Annotated in this window: 14 protein-coding genes and 1 tRNA gene; 4 read left to right on the forward strand and 11 right to left on the reverse strand. The window is 72.3% G+C overall.

Going from position 1 to position 19,154, the window contains the following annotated elements; genetic code table 11:
- The first annotated feature begins 64 nt into the window (after nt 1–64).
- Nucleotides 65–1,288, forward strand: coding sequence for an acetyl-CoA C-acetyltransferase (locus AC529_RS03340; protein WP_068753419.1), 1,224 nt, complete (start codon nt 65–67; stop codon nt 1,286–1,288).
- 226 nt (nt 1,289–1,514) lie between these two features.
- Entirely contained in the window at nt 1,515–1,781 is a 267-nt protein-coding gene (locus AC529_RS03345; RefSeq protein WP_068753420.1) for a DUF4287 domain-containing protein, read from the forward strand.
- Nucleotides 1,782–1,858: 77 nt separating this feature from the next.
- Here AC529_RS03345 and AC529_RS03350 read toward each other — a convergent pair whose 3' ends face one another.
- The 9 genes from AC529_RS03350 to eno form a co-directional block, all read right to left on the reverse strand.
- Nucleotides 1,859–2,824, reverse strand: a complete 966-nt coding sequence (locus AC529_RS03350; protein ID WP_068753421.1) for a Bax inhibitor-1/YccA family protein — start codon at nt 2,822–2,824, stop codon at nt 1,859–1,861.
- Between the two features lie 105 nt (nt 2,825–2,929).
- Nucleotides 2,930–3,865 (reverse strand): proline dehydrogenase family protein, encoded by a 936-nt coding sequence (locus AC529_RS03355; RefSeq protein WP_068753422.1) that lies wholly within the window; start codon nt 3,863–3,865, stop codon nt 2,930–2,932.
- Nucleotides 3,866–3,888: 23 nt separating this feature from the next.
- Nucleotides 3,889–5,517: an L-glutamate gamma-semialdehyde dehydrogenase gene (gene pruA, locus AC529_RS03360; protein WP_068753423.1), complete on the reverse strand. Its 1,629-nt coding sequence runs from the start codon at nt 5,515–5,517 to the stop codon at nt 3,889–3,891.
- Nucleotides 5,518–5,830: 313 nt separating this feature from the next.
- Nucleotides 5,831–5,907 (reverse strand) — tRNA-Leu (locus AC529_RS03365).
- 131 nt (nt 5,908–6,038) lie between these two features.
- Nucleotides 6,039–7,418, reverse strand: a complete 1,380-nt coding sequence (locus AC529_RS03370) for an NAD(P)/FAD-dependent oxidoreductase (RefSeq protein WP_068753424.1) — start codon at nt 7,416–7,418, stop codon at nt 6,039–6,041.
- A 364-nt stretch (nt 7,419–7,782) separates the two neighbouring features.
- Nucleotides 7,783–8,766, reverse strand: a complete 984-nt coding sequence (locus AC529_RS03375; protein ID WP_068753425.1) for a Ppx/GppA phosphatase family protein — start codon at nt 8,764–8,766, stop codon at nt 7,783–7,785.
- Nucleotides 8,763–9,332 (reverse strand): DUF501 domain-containing protein, encoded by a 570-nt coding sequence (locus tag AC529_RS03380; protein ID WP_068753426.1) that lies wholly within the window; start codon nt 9,330–9,332, stop codon nt 8,763–8,765. The genes AC529_RS03375 and AC529_RS03380 overlap by 4 nt, the downstream gene beginning before the upstream one ends.
- Nucleotides 9,333–9,379: 47 nt before the next feature.
- A complete protein-coding gene (locus AC529_RS03385) occupies nt 9,380–9,697 on the reverse strand; it encodes an FtsB family cell division protein (protein ID WP_332307035.1) in 318 nt (105 codons plus the stop codon).
- A 156-nt stretch (nt 9,698–9,853) separates the two neighbouring features.
- Nucleotides 9,854–11,137, reverse strand: a complete 1,284-nt coding sequence (gene eno / locus AC529_RS03390) for a phosphopyruvate hydratase (protein ID WP_068753427.1) — start codon at nt 11,135–11,137, stop codon at nt 9,854–9,856.
- A 465-nt stretch (nt 11,138–11,602) separates the two neighbouring features.
- On the opposite strand from eno, the gene AC529_RS03395 reads away from it, so the two are divergent.
- Nucleotides 11,603–13,051 carry an FtsW/RodA/SpoVE family cell cycle protein gene (locus AC529_RS03395; RefSeq protein ID WP_068753428.1) on the forward strand — a complete coding sequence of 483 codons (1,449 nt, stop codon included), beginning with the start codon at nt 11,603–11,605 and terminating at the stop codon, nt 13,049–13,051.
- On the opposite strand, the gene mazG is transcribed toward AC529_RS03395, so the two are convergent.
- Nucleotides 12,993–13,736, reverse strand: a complete 744-nt coding sequence (gene mazG, locus AC529_RS03400; protein ID WP_068753429.1) for a nucleoside triphosphate pyrophosphohydrolase — start codon at nt 13,734–13,736, stop codon at nt 12,993–12,995. The genes AC529_RS03395 and mazG overlap by 59 nt on opposite strands.
- A gap of 31 nt (nt 13,737–13,767) precedes the next feature.
- Entirely contained in the window at nt 13,768–15,249 is a 1,482-nt protein-coding gene (gene cysC / locus AC529_RS03405; protein ID WP_068753430.1) for an adenylyl-sulfate kinase, read from the reverse strand.
- 277 nt (nt 15,250–15,526) lie between these two features.
- Here cysC and mfd point away from each other — a divergent pair, with 277 nt between their 5' ends.
- On the forward strand, nt 15,527–19,108 hold the full coding sequence (gene mfd, locus AC529_RS03410; RefSeq protein ID WP_068753431.1) for a transcription-repair coupling factor: 3,582 nt from the start codon (nt 15,527–15,529) through the stop codon (nt 19,106–19,108).
- Nucleotides 19,109–19,154 lie beyond the last annotated feature (46 nt).

Below are 19,154 nucleotides of genomic sequence, written 5' to 3' on the forward strand. Positions count from 1 at the left end.
GTCGCAGCCGCCCGTGATCTGCCTGCGGGCGTTTCCCATCAGCGCTTCTAGAAAGGCCGAGGACATGCCTGAAGCCGTCATCGTCGCCACGGCGCGCTCTCCGATCGGACGGGCCTTCAAGGGCTCCCTCAAGGACATCCGGCCGGACGACCTGACCGTGCAGATCATCTCCGCGGCGCTGGCCAAGGTCCCGCAGCTCGACCCCACGACCATCGACGACCTGCTGCTGGGCTGCGGTCTGCCCGGCGGCGAGCAGGGCCACAACCTGGCCCGCGTGGTCGCCGTGCAACTGGGCCTCGACACCGTGCCGGGGACCACCGTCACCCGCTACTGCTCCTCGTCGTTGCAGACCACCCGGATGGCCTTCCACGCCATCAAGGCCGGGGAGGGCGACGTCTTCATCTCCGCCGGCGTGGAGATGGTCAGCCGCTTCACCAAGGGCAACAGCGACTCGCTGCCCGACACCAAGAACCCGCTGTTCGCCGCGGCCGAGGCGCGCACCGCCAAGCGCGCCGAGGGCGGTGCGGAGCCCTGGCACGACCCGCGCGAGGACGGCGAGCTGCCCGACGTCTACATCGCCATGGGGCAGACCGCGGAGAACGTGGCGCAGTTGCGCGGCGTCTCCCGGCAGCGCCAGGACGAGTTCGGCGTGCGCTCGCAGAACCTGGCCGAGAAGTCCATCGACAACGGCTTCTGGGCGCGCGAGATCACCCCGGTGACGCTGCCCGACGGCACCGTGGTCTCCGCCGACGACGGCCCGCGGCGCGGCACCACCTACGAGAAGGTGGCCGCCCTGGACCCGGTGTTCCGCCCGGACGGCACGGTCACCGCGGGGAACTGCTGCCCGCTCAACGACGGCGCGGCCGCGCTGGTCGTCATGAGCGACACCAAGGCCGCCGAGCTGGGCATCACCCCGCTCGCGCGGATCGTGTCGACCGGGGTGAGCGCGCTGTCCCCGGAGATCATGGGCCTGGGGCCGGTGGAGGCGTCCCGCCGGGCGCTGGCCCGCGCCAACATGTCGATCCGCGACATCGACCTGGTGGAGATCAACGAGGCGTTCGCCGCGCAGGTGCTGCCGTCGGCCGACGACCTGGGCATCGACATCGACTCCCAGCTCAACGTCAACGGCGGTGCGATCGCGGTGGGCCACCCGTTCGGCATGACCGGGGCGCGGATCACCACCACCCTGATCAACGGGTTGCAGTTCCACGACAAGACCTTCGGCCTGGAGACCATGTGCGTGGGCGGCGGCCAGGGCATGGCGGCCGTCTTCGAGCGGCTGAGCTGACCGGCGGGAAACCGTCGGCCGCACGGGCGGGGCATTCGTGGCGAATGCCCCGCTTTGCCATTTCGTGGAATTGTTCTCCGCCACGGTCGGCGGTGGCTTTCCCCGCCTCTCACCATGGCAAAGGCTGATCTACCGGACTAATCGTAAAAGGTTTCACAAATCGCTTGTCCGGCCCGGTTTCGTGGTGCAGTGTCCTTGGTAAGTGCCATTCACCTTGGAGGTGCCCATGCCGGTAAGCCATTCGCCGGAGATCCACGCCCGGCTGCTCGCGCGGATCCCGGAGACCACCGGATACGAGCTCCGCGAGTGGTTCGACATCCTGGATCGGGGACCCGCGCTGACCAGTTGCGTGGAGCGGGCGCACTGGCTGTCCGACGAGTACGGCCTGACCCACGGGTACGCCACCGCGATCGTCCAGGAGTTCGACCGCCGCCGTCGCAGGCACACCCTGATCCCGTTCCAGAGGGGCCGCAGAACCACCGCGCGGTCCTGATCCCGGCGGCACCGAGCAAGAAAGCAGAGAACGCCCCCTCCCGTCCGGGAGGAGGCGTTCCCGTCGTGCCGGGACGGCTACTCGCTGAACATCGACTGGATGATCCACAGCAGGCGCAGGATCTCGATGTACAGCCAGACCAGCGAGACGGTCAGGCCGAAGGCGAGCTGCCAGGAGTACTTCTCCGGCAGGCCCACGGCGATGGCCTCGTCGACGTCCCTGAAGTCGATGGCCAGCACCAGGGCGGCCAGGACGACGGCGACGGCGCTCACCAGGAGGCCCAGCGGGCCGGCCTCGCGCAGCCCCAGGCCGCCGTCGACGAAGAAGCTCAGCACGAAGTTGGCGAGGATCAGCACCGCGAAGGCGATCACCGCCGCGGTCACCACCTTGACGAAGGTGTTGGTGACCCGGATGACCTTGAACTTGTAGAGCGCGAGCATGGTGCCCGCCACGAACAGCGTGCCGAAGATCGCCGGGACCACCAGACCGCCGGGCGACACCCCGCTGCCGACGAGCGACCGCTCCAGCATGAAGCTGAGGCCGCCGACGAACAGGCCCTCCAACACCGCGTAGAGCAGGACCAGCACGGGGTTGGTGGACCGGCTGAAGGCGATGACCAGCCCCAGGATCAGGGAGCCGATCGCCCCGACGGCCAGCAGCCCCAGGCCGAGGGCGGGGCTGACCGTCATCGCCAGGAAGTAGGTGACGATCGCGGCCACCGTGACGGTGCCGAGCGTGATGCCGGTGCGCACCACGACGTCGTCGATGGTCACCGGACGGTAGTTGGGGTCCCGGTAGCCGGGGCCGACCGGAGCGTAGCCCTGCTGGGCGTACGGGTCCGGACCGTAACCCGGCTGCGGCGGGTAGGGCTGGCCGTAGCCGGGCTGCGCGTAGGGCTGCCCGTAACCCTGCTGGTAGGGCTGACCGTAGCCCTGCGGGGGATAAGGCTGGCCGTAGCCGGGCGGCGGGTAGGCGCCCGCGCTTCCCGGAGCGGCAGCCAGGGCCCGCTTGATCACGGGGTTGGAACTGCTGCGCTTCCGCATCTTCTCGTCTGTACCTTCCGAAGGCGTGATACCACTACCATCAACGTAACGGATCCCGGTGTCGAACAGGTTCCCGTCGGCTCCGTCACGCCGCGTCCGGCGACCCTACCGTGCGCTTCCGACACCGACCAGGGAGCGGGCGAGGAAGGCCACGTTCGCCGGACGCTCCGCGAGCCGGCGCATGAAATAGCCGTACCACTGCCCGCCGTAGGGCACGTACACCCGCATCCGCAGCCCCCGGGCCGCGAGCTCGGCCTGCGCGTCGGCGCGGACGCCGTAGAGCATCTGGTACTCGTAGGAGTCCGCGGCGCGCCCGGCCTCCTCGGCCAGGTGGGCGGCGATCCGGATCATCCGCGGATCGTGCGTGGCCACCATCGGGTACCCGGGTCCGGCCATGAGGATGCGCAGGCAGCGCACGTAGGAGCGGTCCACCTCGCCCCGGTCGCGGTAGGCCACCGAGGCGGGCTCGTCGTAGGCGCCCTTGCACAGCCGCACCCGCGACCCCGGTACGGCCAGGTCGCGGCAGTCGGCCTCGGTGCGCCGCAGGTACGCCTGGAGCACGGCGCCCGTCGCGGGGAAGTCCTCGCGCAACCGGTGCAGGACGTCCAGGGTGGCGTCGGTGGTGGTGTGGTCCTCCATGTCCAGGGTGACCGTGGTGCCGACCGCCTCGGCCGCCGCGCAGATCCGCCGGGCGTTGTCCAGCGCGATCCGCGCCCCGTCGGCGGGCAGGGCCAGTCCCAGCGCGGACAGCTTCACCGACACCTCGGCCCGCCCGGCGAGGCCGTGCAGGCCGAGTTCGGCCAGCAGGCGGACGTAGGCGTCCACGGTGTCGGCGGCCCGTCCGGCGTCGGTGACGTCCTCGCCCAGGTAGTCGAGGGTGACCAGCCGGTCGGCGGTGAGGCGCCGGGCGACGGGCAGCACCTCCTCCAGGGTGGCCCCGGCCACGAACCGTGTCACCACCCTGCGGGTGAGCGGCGAGTGCTCCACGAACGCGCGGCACCGGTCGGAGCGCGCGGCCAGCAGCAGCGCGGTGCGCAGCACCGCGCGGTTCCGTCCTGCCACGGCTACCCCTGGTGCGGGTAGCGGTGGTCGGTGGGCGGGGTGAACGTCTCCTTGATCACCCGGGGACTGGTCCACCGCATCAGGTTGGCCACCGATCCGGCCTTGTCGTTGGTGCCGCTGGCGCGGGAGCCGCCGAACGGCTGCTGTCCCACGACCGAGCCGGTGGGCTTGTCGTTGACGTAGAAGTTGCCCGCCGCGAACCGCAGCCGCCGCGTCGCCTCGGCGATCGCGGCGCGGTCGGTGGCGACGACCGACCCGGTCAGGCCGTAGGGGGCGCCGCTGTCGACCGTCTCCAGCACCTTGTCGTAGGCGTCGTCGTCGTAGACGCTGACCGCCAGCACCGGCCCGAAGTACTCGGTGGAGAAGATCTCGTGGCCGGGGTCGCTGCCGAGCAGGACGGTGGGGCGCACGAAGTAGCCGACGCTGTCGTCGGCGGTGCCGCCCGCGAGCACCTCGACGGTGGGATCGGAGCGCACGGCGTCGAGGAGCGCCGCCAGCCGGTCGTAGGCGCGGCGGTCGATGACGGCGCCCAGGAAGTTGCGGAAGTCGGTGACGTCGCCCATGGGCAGCGCCTCGACCTCGGAGAGGAAGTCGTCGCGCATCCGCTCCCACACCGAGCGCGCGACGAACGCGCGGGAGGCCGCCGAGCACTTCTGCCCCTGGTACTCGAACGCGCCGCGCAGCAGGGCGGTGCGCAGCACGTCGGGGTCGGCGGAGGCGTGCGCGACCACGAAGTCCTTGCCGCCGGTCTCCCCGACGACGCGCGGGTAGCCGCGGTAGCGGGAGATGTTCTCGCCGACGGTCCGCCACAGGTACTGGAAGGTGCGGGTGGAGCCGGTGAAGTGGACCCCGGCCAGGTCGGGGTCGGCCAGCGCGACCTCCGACAGCGCCGCCCCGTCGCCGGTGACCAGGTTGATCACGCCCGGGGGCAGGCCGGCCTCCTCCAGCAGCTCCATGGTCAGGCAGGCGGCCAGCGTTTGGGTGGGCGACGGCTTCCACACCACGGTGTTGCCCATGAGCGCGGGCGCGGTGGGCAGGTTCCCGGCGATGGCGGTGAAGTTGAACGGGGTGATCGCGTAGACGAAGCCCTCCAGCGGGCGGTAGTCGGTGCGGTTCCACGTGCCCGGGGCGTTGACCGGCGGCTGCTGCTCCAGGAGCCGGCGGGCGAAGTACACGTTGAACCGCCAGAAGTCGACGAGCTCGCAGGCCGCGTCGATCTCGGCCTGGATGACGGTCTTGGACTGGCCCAGCATGGTCGCCGCGTTGAGCCGCTGGCGCCACGGGCCCGCCAGCAGCTCGGCGGCGCGCAGCAGCACCGCGGCGCGTTCGTCGAAGGGCGTCTCCCGCCACTCGGGGGCGGCGCGTCTGGCCGCGGCGATCGCGGCGCGGGCGTCGTCGTGGGTGGCGGTGCCGAAGGTGCCCAGGACGGAGGAGTGCCGGTGCGGCTGCACGACGTCGACGCGTTCGCCGCCGCCCATCCGGCGCTGCCCGTCGATGGTCATGGGCAGTTCGGTGGGCTGTGCGGCCAGTTCGGCGAGTCGGCGGGTGAGTTCGGCGCGCTCGGGACTGCCGGGCGCGTACGACAGGACGGGCTCGTTCACCGGTACGGGAACGTTCGTCACAGCGTCCATGGTGTGACCCCCTGGTGCGTGTCGTGGTCGGAGCAACGCCTGGCGGGCTCCTCGTGGAAGCCCGTGGGGGGCGGCGTCTCGGTCGAACGGGTCGGTTCGAGGTGGAAAACGGGCTGTGCGGTAGCCGCCACTGGGTTCCTTACCCGCAAACCGGACTCCAACAGCGTGGAGATCACTCCGTGGGGGGTTCTTTGCCGGAGGTGCGGCCGGAGGCCGCGGGAGAGGCGGGGCCGGCAGGGGGAGAGGCCCGTCCCCGTGCTCGGGAGGCGGGCCTGGGAAAGGTCGGACCGGCGGTCGGTGCGCCGGGGCATACTGGTACCCTCGGTCGGACTCGAACCGACACTTGTGACCCTTTTAGGGGGCCTGCCTCTACCATTGGGCTACGAGGGCTTATCTAGCATACCGGTCACACGCCGCTTTTTCCGTGGTCCGGGTTTTTCCTTCCCCCACTGTGCGCAACGGGCCGCGCCCGTTGTGGACGCGGCCCTGCGGAGGTTCCGCCGCGGCGGAACCGGTCGGGGTCAGGAGACGCGGCGCAGCAGGTGGCCGTCCTCGACCTGCGGGCGCGCCGCCTCGGTGAACGCCTGGCGGGGGTGGCTCATCTCCGGGATCGACGCGAAGTCACGCCGCAGGAAGAAGGCGAGCGTCCAGTCCGCCAGGACCCGCAGCTTGCGGTTGAAGGTGGGCACCGCCAGCAGGTGGTAGCCGCGGTGGGCCATCCACGCGGGCAGGCCGGTCAGCTTGATCCTGCCGAACAACTGGGCCGCGCCCTTGTGCATGCCGAGCCCGGCGACCGCGCCCAGGTTCTTGTGCCGGTAGGGCTTGAGCTCCTTGCCGCGCAGGGTCGCGATGATGTTGTCGGCCAGGACCGGGGCCTGGCGGACCGCGTTCTGGGCGTTGGGCGGGTAGTAGCCGCCGTTGCCGTCGGGCACCTGGGCGTTGTCGCCGCCGGCGAAGGCGTTCTCCACGCCGTTGACGGTCAGGTACTCGCTGGTGTCCACGTGGCCCTTGGGGCCCAGCGGCAGGTCGGAGGCCTGCACGACCGGGCTGGGCTTGACCCCGGCGGTCCACACCAGGGTGCCCGCCTCGAACTCGGTGCCGTCGCTGAGCTTGATGCGCTGGTCGACCGCCGACTCCAGGAAGGTCGACAGGCGCACGTCGATGCCGCGCAGCCGCAACTGGCTCAGCGCCTTGGCGCCGACGTCGGGGCCCACCTCGGGCAGGATGCGGTCGGCCGCCTCGATGAGGTAGAAGTGCAGGTCGTCGATGCCGATCGACGGGTAGATGCGGGTGGCGTCGCGGGCGAGGTCCTCCAGCTCCGCGATGGCCTCGGCGCCGGCGAAGCCGCCGCCGACGAACACGAAGTTCAGCGCCTTGCGCCGCACCGCGGGGTCGTCGGTGGAGTCGGCGATGTTGAGCTGCTCCAGCACGTGGTTGCGCAGGTAGGCCGCTTCCTGCACGGTCTTGATGCCGATGCCGTGCTCGGCCAGGCCCGGGATGGGCAGGGTCCGCGAGACGGCCCCGGCGGCCATGACGAGGTAGTCGTAGCCGATCTCGCGCAGCTCGCCCTGGTTCGACTCGAACTCGACCCTGCGCTTGGCGTGCTCGATGCGCACGACCCGGCCGGTGAGGACGCGGGTGCGCTTCAGGACCTTGCGCAGCGGGACGACGACGTTGCGCGGGGAGATGCTCCCGGCGGCCGTCTCGGGCAGGAACGGCTGGTAGGTCATGTAGGAGTTGGGGTCGACGACGGTGATGCGGGCCTCCCCCGGACCCAGCTTCTTCTCCAGCCGCTTCGCGGTGTACATGCCCAGGTAACCGCCGCCGACGATGAGCACGTGCGGGATCTCCGCCTCGTCACCACCGCCGTGCACCAGCCGGTAGTTCCTGCCCTCGGTCATCGCTGTTCCGCCCCTGCTTCCCCGATCCCGCGGCCCTCGCAGAGCACGAAGATCGACAAGTCTTCTCTGACTGTCACTTTTGATGGTGACTTCTCGCAGAAATCACGCACTTTTTCGAGCCAGGGCGAGAGCTCGCCTCTCCCGTCCTGCTTGTGCATTCTTTCACAAGCTTCCCCCGTCATCCAAGGCACAGCTTGGAAAGGTTTAAACCAGGTTAAATCGCCCAGACACCTCGTTTGTCCAGGTCAGAGCATATGTGAATGGATTCACAAGCTTGATCCAACGTGACCCGACTCACGCGCTCAGGGACCATCGGCGTGCCGAAGGTCCCTGGCCACGGCAGGATCACCGGTTCCGGGGCGGCCTACTCCTCCGGGTCCGGCTCCAGCGCCAGGCTCCAGGCGATGCCGTCCAGGATGTCATGCTCGCTCGCCACGAACTCGGCCGCCCCCGTCCGAGCCAGCACCCGCTCCAGGACGAGCGCGCCCGCGCCGATCACGTCCACCCGCCCCGGGTGCATGACGCCGATCTCCGCACGCTGCTCGTGGGGCATGGCCAGCAGCTCGGCGGTGATCTCGCGGAGCCGGCCGACCGGCACCCGGGCGTGGTGGATGCGCTCGGGGTCGTAGGCGGACAGGTCCTGTGCGATCCCCGCCACCGTCGTGGCCGTCCCCGCCACGCACACCACCGTCGCCGCCTGGTCCAGCGGGACGGTCGCCGCGGCCTCGTCCAGCGCCGCCTCGATGTCGGCGGTGGCCGCCGCGATCTGCTCGGCCGTGGGCGGGTCGGAGTGGAAGTGCCGCTCGGTCATCCGCACGCAGCCGATGTTGACCGAGCGGGAGGCGCGCACCGCCCCGTCGGCCCGGCCGAGCACGAACTCGGTGGACCCGCCGCCGATGTCCACCACCAGGTAGGGCGGGCGCAGTCCGGCCTGCTCCCCCTCGGCGGCCAGCTCCGCGGTCGCCCCGACGAAGGAGAGCTCGGCCTCCTCGTCGCCGCTGATCACCTCGGGCTCCACGCCGATGATCCCGCGCACGCCCGCGACGAACTCGTCGCGGTTGGCGGCGTCCCGGGTGGCGCTGGTGGCGACCATGCGCACCGAGCCGGGCCCCGGCTCGACCCCGTGGGCGCGCATCAGGTCGGCGTACCCGGCCAGCGCGTCGAAGGTGCGCTTGAGCGCCTCGGGGGCGAACGCCCCGGTGCGGTCCACGCCCTGGCCGAGCCGGACGATCTCCATGCGGCGGTCGATGTCCAGCAGTTGGACGTCGTCGCCGCCGGAGTCGATCACCCCTGCCAGGAGCAGACGGATGGAATTGGTTCCGCAGTCGATGGCCGCGACCGTTCTCACTGGCCCCCGCCGTTCCTCTCGGTGCTGTCGGTACTGTCGTCCACGCGCACGCACGGCCCCCTGTTCCACCACTCGGGCAGCCGGTCCAGGGCCTCCCGGCCGAACGGGTTGCTCCCGGGCCGGGCCAGCTCGTGCGCGACCAGGGCGTGCAGGCACTTGACCCGCCTGGGCATCCCCCCGGCGCTCTGCATGCCTTCGGGCAGCGGCTCCAGGCCCAGCTCGCGGGCCAGGGCGTCGCGCTCGGCCACGTAGGACTCGTGCGCCTCGGTGTAGGCGGCGCGCAGGTCGGGGTCGTGCTCCAGCCGCGCGGTCATCTCCCGCATCAGGCCGCTGCTCTCCAGCGTGCCGATCGCGGAGGCCGCGCGGGGGCAGGTCAGGTAGTACAGGGTGGGGAACGGGGAGCCGTCCGCCAGACGCGGAGCGGTGCGCACCACGTCGGGGAGCCCGCACGGGCAGCGGTGCGCCACCTCGTGCACGGCGCGCGGCGGTCGCCCCAACTGGAGCCGGACGGCCTCGACGTCCTCGGCTGAGGCCCGTCTGCCGGGAACCTGGTCTGCGGAAGTCATGGCCCCCTCAGCCTACTCCCCGCCGGGACGGGTCCGGGCCGCTGCGCTCATCCCCGCGGCTGGTCGGCCTCGGCCACCGAGTCCCACAGCTCGACGAACCACGGGTCGGAGGGGCCGTCGCGCTCCTCCCCCTCCTCCTCCGCGGTGCCCCCGATGACGATGTAGGTCTGCTCGCCCGGGTACTGGTAGTGCAGCCGGGACCGGGCCTCGCGCTCGATGTAGGCGGGGTCCTGCAACTCCTCGTAGCGCTCGGTCAGCTCCTCGACCGCCTCCCGGGTGCGCTCACGCTCCTCCTTGAGCTGGGCGATCTGCGCGCGCTGGGCGATGTACTCGCGCAGCGGATAGGCCAGGCTGAGCGCGATCACGCAGACCAGCAGCGCGAGGACGGCGGCCCGGCCGGTCAGCGCGGGCCCGCCGGACGGCCGCGGGGCAGGGCGCCCGCGGCCGGAGGCACCGGAGGCCGGGGCCGACGCCTTCCGCGGACGGCGGCCCTCCGGCGGCTCCGGTGCCCTCGCCACGGATCAGCCCTGCCGGGCGAAGCGCGGGAACGCGCCGGCTCCGGCGTAGACGGCCGCGTCGTCGAGCTCCTCCTCGATGCGCAGCAACTGGTTGTACTTGGCGACCCGCTCGCTGCGCGCGGGGGCGCCGGTCTTGATCTGGCCGGCGTTGGTGGCCACCGCGATGTCGGCGATGGTGGTGTCCTCGGTCTCGCCGGACCGGTGGCTGATCATCGCGGTGTAGCGGTTGTTGTGGGCCAGCGCCACGGCGTCGAGGGTCTCGGTGAGCGTGCCGATCTGGTTCACCTTGACCAGCAGCGAGTTGGCGGTGTCCGCGTCGATGCCGCGCCGCAGCCGCTCCGGGTTGGTGACGAACAGGTCGTCGCCGACGAGCTGGATCCGGCCGCCCAGGGAGGCGGTCAGGGACTTCCAGCCCTCCCAGTCCTCCTCGCTCAGCGGGTCCTCGATGGACACCAGCGGGTAGGCGTCGACCAGCTCGGTGTAGTAGGCGGCCATCTCCTCGGCGCTGCGGCTGGCGCCCTCGAACTGGTAGGCGCCGTCGGAGTAGAACTCGGTGGCGGCGACGTCCAGGGCCAGCGCGATGTCGCGGCCGGGGGTGTAGCCCGCCTTGGAGATCGCCTCGGTGATCAGGTCGAGCGCGGCGCGGTTGCTGTCGAGGTTGGGGGCGAAGCCGCCCTCGTCGCCGACGCCGGTGGCCAGGCCGTGGGCCTTCAGGACCGCCTTGAGGGCGTGGTAGACCTCGGCGCCCCAGCGCAGCGCCTCGCGGAAGCTCGGGGCGCCGATGGGGGCGATCATGAACTCCTGGATGTCGACGTTGGTGTCGGCGTGCGCACCACCGTTGAGGATGTTCATCATCGGCACCGGCAGCACGTGGGCGTTGGGGCCGCCCAGGTAGCGGAAGAGCGGGAGCCGCGCGCTCTTCGCGGCCGCCTTGGCCACGGCCAGGGAGGCGCCGAGAACGGCGTTGGCTCCCAGGCGGGACTTGCCGGGGGTGCCGTCCAGGGTGATCAGCGCGTTGTCGACGAGCCGCTGCTCGTCGGCCTCGTAGCCCACGATCTCCGCGGAGATCTCCTCGTTGACCGCGGTGACGGCCTTCTCCACGCCCTTGCCGCCGTAGCGGTCGCCGCCGTCGCGCAGCTCGACCGCCTCGAACTGGCCGGTAGACGCGCCACTGGGGACAGCGGCCCGGGTGATCGTCCCGTCGTCGAGCGCGACCTCGACCTCGACCGTCGGGTTACCGCGGGAGTCGAGAATCTCCCGTGCGTGCACTGCCTCGATCGACGCCAACGTAGTACTCCATTTCCTCGCGTCTGTGCGTGGTCCCGGTCGGTCCGCGCACTGCGCTGTCCGAGACCCGGCCGGTGGGGTATACCTCGGCCGCACGGCGACGCGGAAAAGTGCTCCGGATCACCGTGCGAACCACCCAGAGCCTACCGATCCGGGTGCCGCCGCGTCTTCCCAGGGACACGAATTGGTTTAGTCCATTTCTCCTGATCCCCTGATCGACAGGGCCGACCGCGCTCACGATTGTGAGACGCACCTCACGTGTCGGCCGCCGCGCCCGGACCGCGCGGTGCCGCGGTCCTGTCGGTACCCACGGGGCCGGGCCGCCACACGGCCGCCGCCGACTTTTCCGGCCGCACCGGTCGCCACCAGCGGCGACTCACCCGCCCACCTCGTGGGACACGCCCCCGGGTCCGCTTATAGTTCGCTATGTCCGCTGTGCCACCGCACAGACCAACGAGGCGGGACATGACCGACGAGACCACGCCCCGCCCCGGGCGGCGGCGCACCACCGAGCTGGCCATGCTGCTGCTGGCGCTCGCGGTGTTCGTCGTCGGTCTCTGCCTGACCGGACTGGAGCTGCACGGCCGCCTGCCGGACGTGCTGTGGCTGTTCACCGCCGTCCTCAGCGGCGGGGGCCTCGCCGTCCACGTAGCCCTGCGGTTCCTCGCGCCCTGGGCCGACCCCCTGCTGCTGCCGCTGGCGGTCCTGCTCAACGGGATCGGCCTGACCGTCATCTGGGGGCTGCACGCCGAGGCCGGCGACTCCGCCGCCGTCGCCCTGCGCCAACTGCTGTGGACCGGCCTGGGCCTGCTCTCCTGCCTGGCCACGCTGCTGCTGGTCCGCCGCCCCCAGCGCCTGCAACGCTACCCCTACGTGTCGGCGCTGGCCGGACTGGCGCTGCTGGCCGCGCCCGTGCTGCCCGTCATCGGCCTGGACCAGTACGGCGCGCGCCGCTGGCTGTCGTTCGGCGAGTTCACCGTGCAGCCCTCGGAGTTCGCCAAGATCCCGCTGGTGGTCTTCCTCGCCGCCTACCTCGGCGTGAAGCGGGACGCCCTGGCCCTGGCCGCCTCCCAGATCACGGTGCGCGGCGTCAAGGTCTTCAGCGTGCCCCGGATGCGCGACATGGGACCGATGACCGCGGCGTGGAGCGTCGCCATCCTCATCCTCGTCGGCACCCGGGACCTGGGCACCTCGCTGCTGCTGTTCACCCTGTTCCTGGCGATGCTCTACACCGCCACCCAGCGCAAGTCCTGGGTCGGCATCGGCCTGGCCATGTTCCTCGTCGGGGCCTACGCCGCCTACCTGCTGTTCTGGCACATCCGGCAGCGGGTGGCGATCTGGCTGCACGCCTTCTCGCCCGACGTCTACCACGCCCGCCAGGGCAGCGCGCAGGTGGTGGACGGGCTGTTCGCGCTCGCCGACGGCGGGCTGTTCGGCACCGGCTTCGGCGAGGGGCGCGCCGCCTCCCTGTTCGCCGCCGACAGCGACCTGATCGTGGTGTCGCTGGGCGAGAAGTTCGGCCTGGCCGGGGTCGCCGCGGTCCTGATGGCGACCCTGCTGCTGGTGGAGCGCGCCTTCCGGACCGCGCTGAGTGCGCGCGAGACCTTCGTCAAGCTGATGACCACCGGCCTGGCCTTCCTCTGGGCCTTCCAGGTGTTCGTGGTGGTGGGCGGGGTCACCCGGCTCATCCCGCTGAGCGGCATGACCACGCCGCTGCTGGCCGTGGGCGGCTCCTCCCTGGTGACCAGTTGGATCACAGTCGGCCTGTGGCTGCGGGTGAGCAGCGAGGTCCGCCGTGCCGCCGTCCCTCCCGGCAGCGACGGCACGGCCACCGTGGAGCTGCCCCGCGTCGTGGTCAGCGGGGCGTCTGCGCGTGCTGTCGCCGCCAGTAGGACTTCCACTGCTCGGGAGTGAGCTCGCGCGGGTCCAGCCCGTCGGCGCGGGCCGCCTCCTCCACCGCGCGCACCCGGGCGTCGAACCGGCGGGCCGCGGCGCGCAGGTCCAGCTCCGGGTCGGAGGAGCGGCGCCGCTCGCGGGCCACCGCCGCGAACAGCTCCCCGCCGGGTCCGCCGTCGTCGTCGATCAGCTCCTCGGGCACGCCGTTGCGCGCGGCACGCTTCTGCAACTCGTAGGCGAGCAGCGCGGCGGGCTGCGCGAACGGCACCCCGGCCAGCACGGACACGTCGGCCTGCTCCCCGCGCGCCGCCCGTTCGGCGGCCTTGATCTCCTCCCAGTTGGCCCGGACCTCGTCGGCCCCCGCCACCGCCGTGTCCGAGAACACGTGCGGGTGGCGGCGGACCAGCTTGTCGATGATGGCGTCGGCCACGTCGTCGATGGTGAAGCCGTCCGCGCCGCGCTCGGCGGCCACCCGGGCGTGGAAGACCACCTGGAGCAGGACGTCGCCCAGCTCCTCGGCGAGGGTGTCCCAGTCCTCGCGCTCGATGGTCTCCAGCGTCTCGTACGCCTCCTCGATGAGGTACTTGGCGAGCGACTGGTGGGTCTGCTGGGCGTCCCACGGGCACTCGCGCCGCAGCGTGTCCATGACCTCGACCAGCGCGATCAGCCGATGACCCGGGGGTGTGCCGTTGTGCTCGCTCATGCCTCCCATTGTGGGGCAGCCCGCGGCGGGCTCAGTCCGGCAGCCAGCCGCCGTCGCGCAGCGCCGCCACCACCCGCGCCACCGACTCCGCCTCGCTCTCCTGGGAGGTGTCGAGGACCAGGTCGGCGTCCTCGGGCACCTCGTACGGGTCGGAGACCCCGGTGAACTCGGGGATCTGCCCGGCGCGCGCCTTGGCGTACAGCCCCTTGCGGTCGCGGGCCTCGCACACCTCGATCGGGGTGGCCACGTACACCAGGAAGAAGTCCCCGGTCTCCTCGGCCATGCGCCGCACCTCGGCGCGGGTCGCCGCGTACGGCGCGATGGGCGCGCACACCGCCACGCCGCCGTGCCGGGCGATCTCGGAGGCCACGTACCCGATCCGGCGGATGTTGAGGTCGCGGTCGGCCCGCGAGAACGTCAGCCCCGCCGACAGCAGGCGGCGCACCACGTCGCCGTCGAGCAGCGTCACCGTGCGCCCGGCCCGGCGGACCTGCTCGGCGACCCCGCGCGCCACCGTGGACTTGCCCGACCCGGACAGCCCGGTGAAGAAGAGGACGAGGCCGCGCTCGGTACGGGGAGGGCGCATCCGGGACAGCGCGGCGGCCACCGGCGCAGGGGTGAACCAGGCGGGCAGCGGCCTGCCGCGGTCCAGCGCCTCCGCCACCGCGGCGGCGTCCCACTCCGCGCGGGCGTGCTCGGGGGCGACCTCGTGGGCGGGCCGCCACCGCTCCCGCGCGGTGTCGTACACCCACTCCTCGGCGGGCAGCACCTTCACGGGGGCCTCCGCGGGCTCCGCGGGCTCGCCGACCCCCTCCAGCAGGACGTGGGTCGCGCCGTAGGCGGCGGCGACGTGCGCGGCGAGCAGGCCGCGCCGCTGCGCCGACCACTCGGGGGCGCCGTCGGCCGCCGCGGTCGGCAGGGTGACGACCGCGAACCGGGCGTCCTCGGGCAGCGACTCCCGGGCGGCGAGCACCGCGGGCGCCGCCCCCTCGCCGTCCAGCGGCGCGTCCACCAGCACCAGCAGGTCGGCCCCGCCCAGACCGGCCAGGGCGGAGCGGATCCGGGCGAGCGCCCGGTGGTGCAGCGGCCGGTCGGTGACGACCGCCAGCAGCGGCCGCCGCTCGTCGCGCGCGGACCGCACCTGCTCGACGGTCGACCTCAGGGAGCGCAGCGAGCCGTAGGCGGGCGCGGCGGCGGCCGGGCGGACCGGCCCGGCCAGGCGGACGGCCCCGTCCCGGTGGGCCTCGGTGACCGTCAGCTCCGCCAGCGGCGCGCCCTCCGGGTCGGTGAGCACCAGCGCACGGGCGTCGGCGAGCCCGTCGGGGACGGCCAGCGTGACCGGTACCGGCCACGGCGCCCCGGCGGGCGGCGGCCCGGGCCGCTCCAGCCGGGCGGCCTCGTCGCGGGTCATGAACCCCGGCAGCGGGCAGATCCCGGCCAGCAGCAGCTCCAGGTGGGCCAGTCCCTGGGGTCCCGGCGTGAAGACGGCGGGTGCTCCGGTCGGGTCGGTCATCGCGGCTCCCTTGTCGATCGGACGTCCCGCCCAAGGGTAAGGGGACGCGCCTGGGGCCGCCTCCGGGCGGAGCGGCCCCGGGAACACCGGGGCCGCCCGTGGCGTTGTTCCTCGCGGCGGGTCCTGCGCCTCCGCCGGTTCCGTCCACAGGCCTGTCGATTCCTGATGCGGCTGGTACAGCGCCCCGCGTAGGCTGTACCCGAGGAAACCGATCTCCGTCCCAGTTCCGCTCCCGTCGCTCGGCGGGGGTCCACCGTCACACGCCCCACCTGGTGATATGAGCCTCAAAGGACTTCTCTCCGTCGTCACCGGCGACCCTGCACTGCACCGCGCGATCGAGACCGCCCGTGGTGGCCACGACCCTCACCTCGACCTCGTTGCGCCTCCCGCAGTGCGGCCCTTCGTCGTGGCGGGGCTCGCAGCCGACGCCCCTGTGGGGGCGGGGCGCCCCGTCCTGGCCGTCACCGCTACGGAACGTGAGGCCGCCGATTTGACCAGTGCTGTGGGGTCGCTGCTGTCCGCGGAGTCGGTGGCCCTGTTCCCGGCGTGGGAGACCCTGCCGCACGAGCGCCTCTCCCCCCGTTCCGACACCGTGGGGCAGCGCCTGGCGGTGCTGCGCCGCCTGGCCCACCCCGACCCCTCCGACCCGCTCACCGCGCCCCTGCGGGTGGTGGTCGCCCCGGTGCGCGCGGTCCTGCAACCGCTGGTGGCCGGGCTCGGCGACCTCAAGCCGGTGCGGGTGCGCGCGGGCGACTCCGTGGAGCTGGAGGAGGTGGTCCAGGCGCTGGTCGACGCGGGATACGCGCGGGTCGACCTGGTGGAGAAGCGCGGCGACATCGCGGTGCGCGGCGGCATCCTCGACGTGTTCCCGCCCACCGAGGAGCACCCGCTGCGCCTGGAGTTCTGGGGCGACTCCGTGGAGGAGATCCGCTACTTCCAGGTCGCCGACCAGCGCTCCATCAACCGGTCCGACCGCCCCGGGGGCGACGCCGCGGCGGGGCTGTTCGCACCGCCCTGCCGGGAGCTGCTGCTCACCGACGCCGTGCGGGAGCGCGCCCGCGCCCTGGCCGCCGAGCACCCGGCGCTCGCCGAGGTCCTGGGCAAGCTCGCCGAGGGCGTCGCGGTCGAGGGGATGGAGGCGTTCGCCCCGGTCCTCGCCGACCGCATGGAGCTGCTGCTCGACCTGCTGCCCGAGGGCACCCACATCGTGGGCTGCGACCCCGAGCGCATCCGCACCCGCGCCGAGGAGCTGGTCGCCACCAGCCAGGAGTTCCTCGAGGCGTCCTGGATCAACGCGGCCTCCGGCGGCGAGGCCCCCATCGACCTGGGCGGCTCCGCCTACCAGTCCATCGCCGAGCTGCGGTCGCGCGCCCGCGAGCTGGGCCTGCCGTGGTGGACCACCACCCCCTTCGACCCGGGCAACCCCTCCGCCGCGGAGGAGGACGACTCCGTGCTGCTCGGCGCGTCGGCCGCCGACGCCTACCGGGGCGACACCGAGCGCGCGATCGCCGACGTCAAGTCCTGGCTGCACGAGGGGTGGCGGGTGGTGCTGCTCACCCCCGGCCAGGGTCCGGCCGAACGGCTGACCTCCATGCTGCGCGACGCGGGCCTGGGCACGCAGTTGCGCGAGTCCCTGCCCGAGCCGCCCGATCCGGCCGTGGCGACGGTGACCACCGGGCTGCTCGAGCACGGCTTCGTGTGGCGCTCGGTGCGCACCGTGGTGCTCACCGAGACCGACCTCGTCGGGCAGCGCTCCTCCACCCGCGACATGCGCCGGATGCCGAGCCGCCGCCGCGGCGTCGACCCGCTCCAGCTCAAGCCCGGCGACTACGTGGTGCACGAGCAGCACGGCATCGGCCGCTACATCGAGATGGTCAGCCGCAGCGTCCAGGGCGCCACCCGCGAGTACCTGGTCATCGAGTACGCGCCGTCCAAGCGCGGCCAGCCCGGCGACCGCCTGTTCGTGCCCACCGACCAGCTCGACGAGGTCACCCGCTACGTCGGCGGCGACTCCCCCACCCTGTCCAGGATGGGCGGCGCCGAGTGGACCAAGACCAAGAACCGGGCGCGCAAGGTCGTCCGCGAGATCGCCGGGGACCTGATCCGGCTGTACTCGGCGCGCCAGGCCTCCCCGGGGCACGCGTTCTCCCCGGACACCCCCTGGCAGCGGGAGCTGGAGGACGCCTTCCCCTACGTGGAGACCCCCGACCAGCTCGCCGCGATCGAGGAGGTCAAGCGCGACATGGAGAAGCCGGTGCCGATGGACCGGCTGATCTGCGGCGACGTCGGCTACGGCAAGACCGAGGTCGCGGTGCGCGCGGCCTTCAAGGCGGTGCAGGACGGCAAGCAGGTGGCGGTGCTGGTGCCCACCACCCTGCTGGTCCAGCAGCACCTGTCCACGTTCACCGAGCGCTACGCCTCCTTCCCGGTGACGGTCCGCCCGCTGTCGCGCTTCCAGACCGACGCCGAGATCGAGCGCACCCGCGAGGGCATGCGCACCGGCGAGGTCGACGTGGTGATCGGCACGCACCGGCTGCTCTCCCCGGAGACCCGGTTCAAGAACCTGGGCCTGGTGATCATCGACGAGGAGCAGCGGTTCGGCGTCGAGCACAAGGAGTCCCTCAAGCGGCTGCGCACCCAGGTGGACGTGCTGGCGATGTCGGCCACCCCCATCCCGCGCACCCTGGAGATGGGCCTGACCGGCATCCGCGAGATGACCACGATCCTCACCCCGCCGGAGGAGCGGCACCCCGTCCTCACCTTCGTCGGCCCCTACGACGAGAAGCAGATCGCGGCGGCCATCCGGCGCGAGCTGATGCGCGAGGGCCAGGTGTTCTTCGTGCACAACCGGGTCGCCTCCATCGACCGGGTCGCCGCCACGGTGAGCCGGCTGGTGCCGGAGGCCCGGGTGGCCTACGCCCACGGCCAGATGAACGAGCACCAGCTCGAACGGGTGATGATCGACTTCTGGGAGAAGAACTTCGACGTCCTGGTCTCGACCACGATCGTGGAGTCGGGGCTGGACGTGCCCAACGCCAACACCCTGATCGTGGACCGGGCCGACACCTACGGCCTGTCGCAGTTGCACCAGTTGCGCGGCCGGGTGGGCCGCGGCCGGGAGCGCGCCTACGCCTACTTCCTGTACCCGCCGGACAAGCCGCTCTCCGAGACCGCGCACGAGCGGCTGGCCACGGTCGCCCAGCACACCGAGACGGGCGCGGGCATGTACGTGGCCATGAAGGACCTGGAGATCCGCGGCGCGGGCAACATCCTGGGCACCGAGCAGTCCGGCAGCATCGCGGGCGTCGGCTTCGACCTGTACGTGCGCATGGTCGGCGAGGCGGTGCGCGAGCTGAAGGGCGACCAGGACGCGGCCGAGGAGGTCGAGACCAAGGTCGAGCTGCCCATCGACGCGCACATCCCGCACGACTACGTGCCGGGCGAGCGGCTGCGGCTGGAGGCCTACCGCAGGATCGCCGAGGTCGCGAACGAGGACGACATCGCCGCGGTGCGCGAGGAGCTCGTCGACCGCTACGGCGAGCCGCCGCAGCCGGTGGACAACCTGCTGGCGGTGGCGCGGTTCCGGGTGCTGGCCCGCAGCGTGGGGCTGACCGACGTGGTCCTCCAGGGCAGCCAGATCCGGTTCGCCCCGGCGGAGCTGCGCGAGTCGCAGCAGTTGCGGCTGCGGCGGCTCTACCCGAAGTCGGTGCTGAAGAAGACCACCAACATCCTGCTGGTGCCGGTGCCCAAGTCCGGTGGGATCGGCGGTCGGCAGCTCCGGGACCGGGAGCTGTTGAAGTGGTGCTCCGAACTGGTGGAGGCGATCTTCGAGCCGGGGCGCAGGCGGTCCCAGGGCTGAACCGCCCGCTCCCCGGCCACGGCGGGGGCGGCCTCCGGTCCGCACC

The organism is Thermobifida cellulosilytica TB100, from assembly GCF_001517975.1.
Lineage (GTDB): Bacteria > Actinomycetota > Actinomycetes > Streptosporangiales > Streptosporangiaceae > Thermobifida > Thermobifida cellulosilytica.

What these genes read in the sequence shown, in the direction of transcription:
- AC529_RS03340 (WP_068753419.1), top strand. Translation starts at nt 65, where the DNA reads ATGCCTGAAGCCGTCATCGTCGCCACGGCGCGCTCTCCGATCGGACGG.
- AC529_RS03345 (WP_068753420.1), top strand. Translation starts at nt 1,515, where the DNA reads ATGCCGGTAAGCCATTCGCCGGAGATCCACGCCCGGCTGCTCGCGCGG.
- AC529_RS03350 (WP_068753421.1), bottom strand. Translation starts at nt 2,824, where the DNA reads ATGCGGAAGCGCAGCAGTTCCAACCCCGTGATCAAGCGGGCCCTGGCT.
- pruA (WP_068753423.1), bottom strand. Translation starts at nt 5,517, where the DNA reads ATGGACGCTGTGACGAACGTTCCCGTACCGGTGAACGAGCCCGTCCTG.
- AC529_RS03370 (WP_068753424.1), bottom strand. Translation starts at nt 7,418, where the DNA reads ATGACCGAGGGCAGGAACTACCGGCTGGTGCACGGCGGTGGTGACGAG.
- AC529_RS03380 (WP_068753426.1), bottom strand. Translation starts at nt 9,332, where the DNA reads ATGACTTCCGCAGACCAGGTTCCCGGCAGACGGGCCTCAGCCGAGGAC.
- AC529_RS03395 (WP_068753428.1), top strand. Translation starts at nt 11,603, where the DNA reads ATGACCGACGAGACCACGCCCCGCCCCGGGCGGCGGCGCACCACCGAG.
- mazG (WP_068753429.1), bottom strand. Translation starts at nt 13,736, where the DNA reads ATGAGCGAGCACAACGGCACACCCCCGGGTCATCGGCTGATCGCGCTG.
- cysC (WP_068753430.1), bottom strand. Translation starts at nt 15,249, where the DNA reads ATGACCGACCCGACCGGAGCACCCGCCGTCTTCACGCCGGGACCCCAG.
- mfd (WP_068753431.1), top strand. Translation starts at nt 15,527, where the DNA reads ATGAGCCTCAAAGGACTTCTCTCCGTCGTCACCGGCGACCCTGCACTG.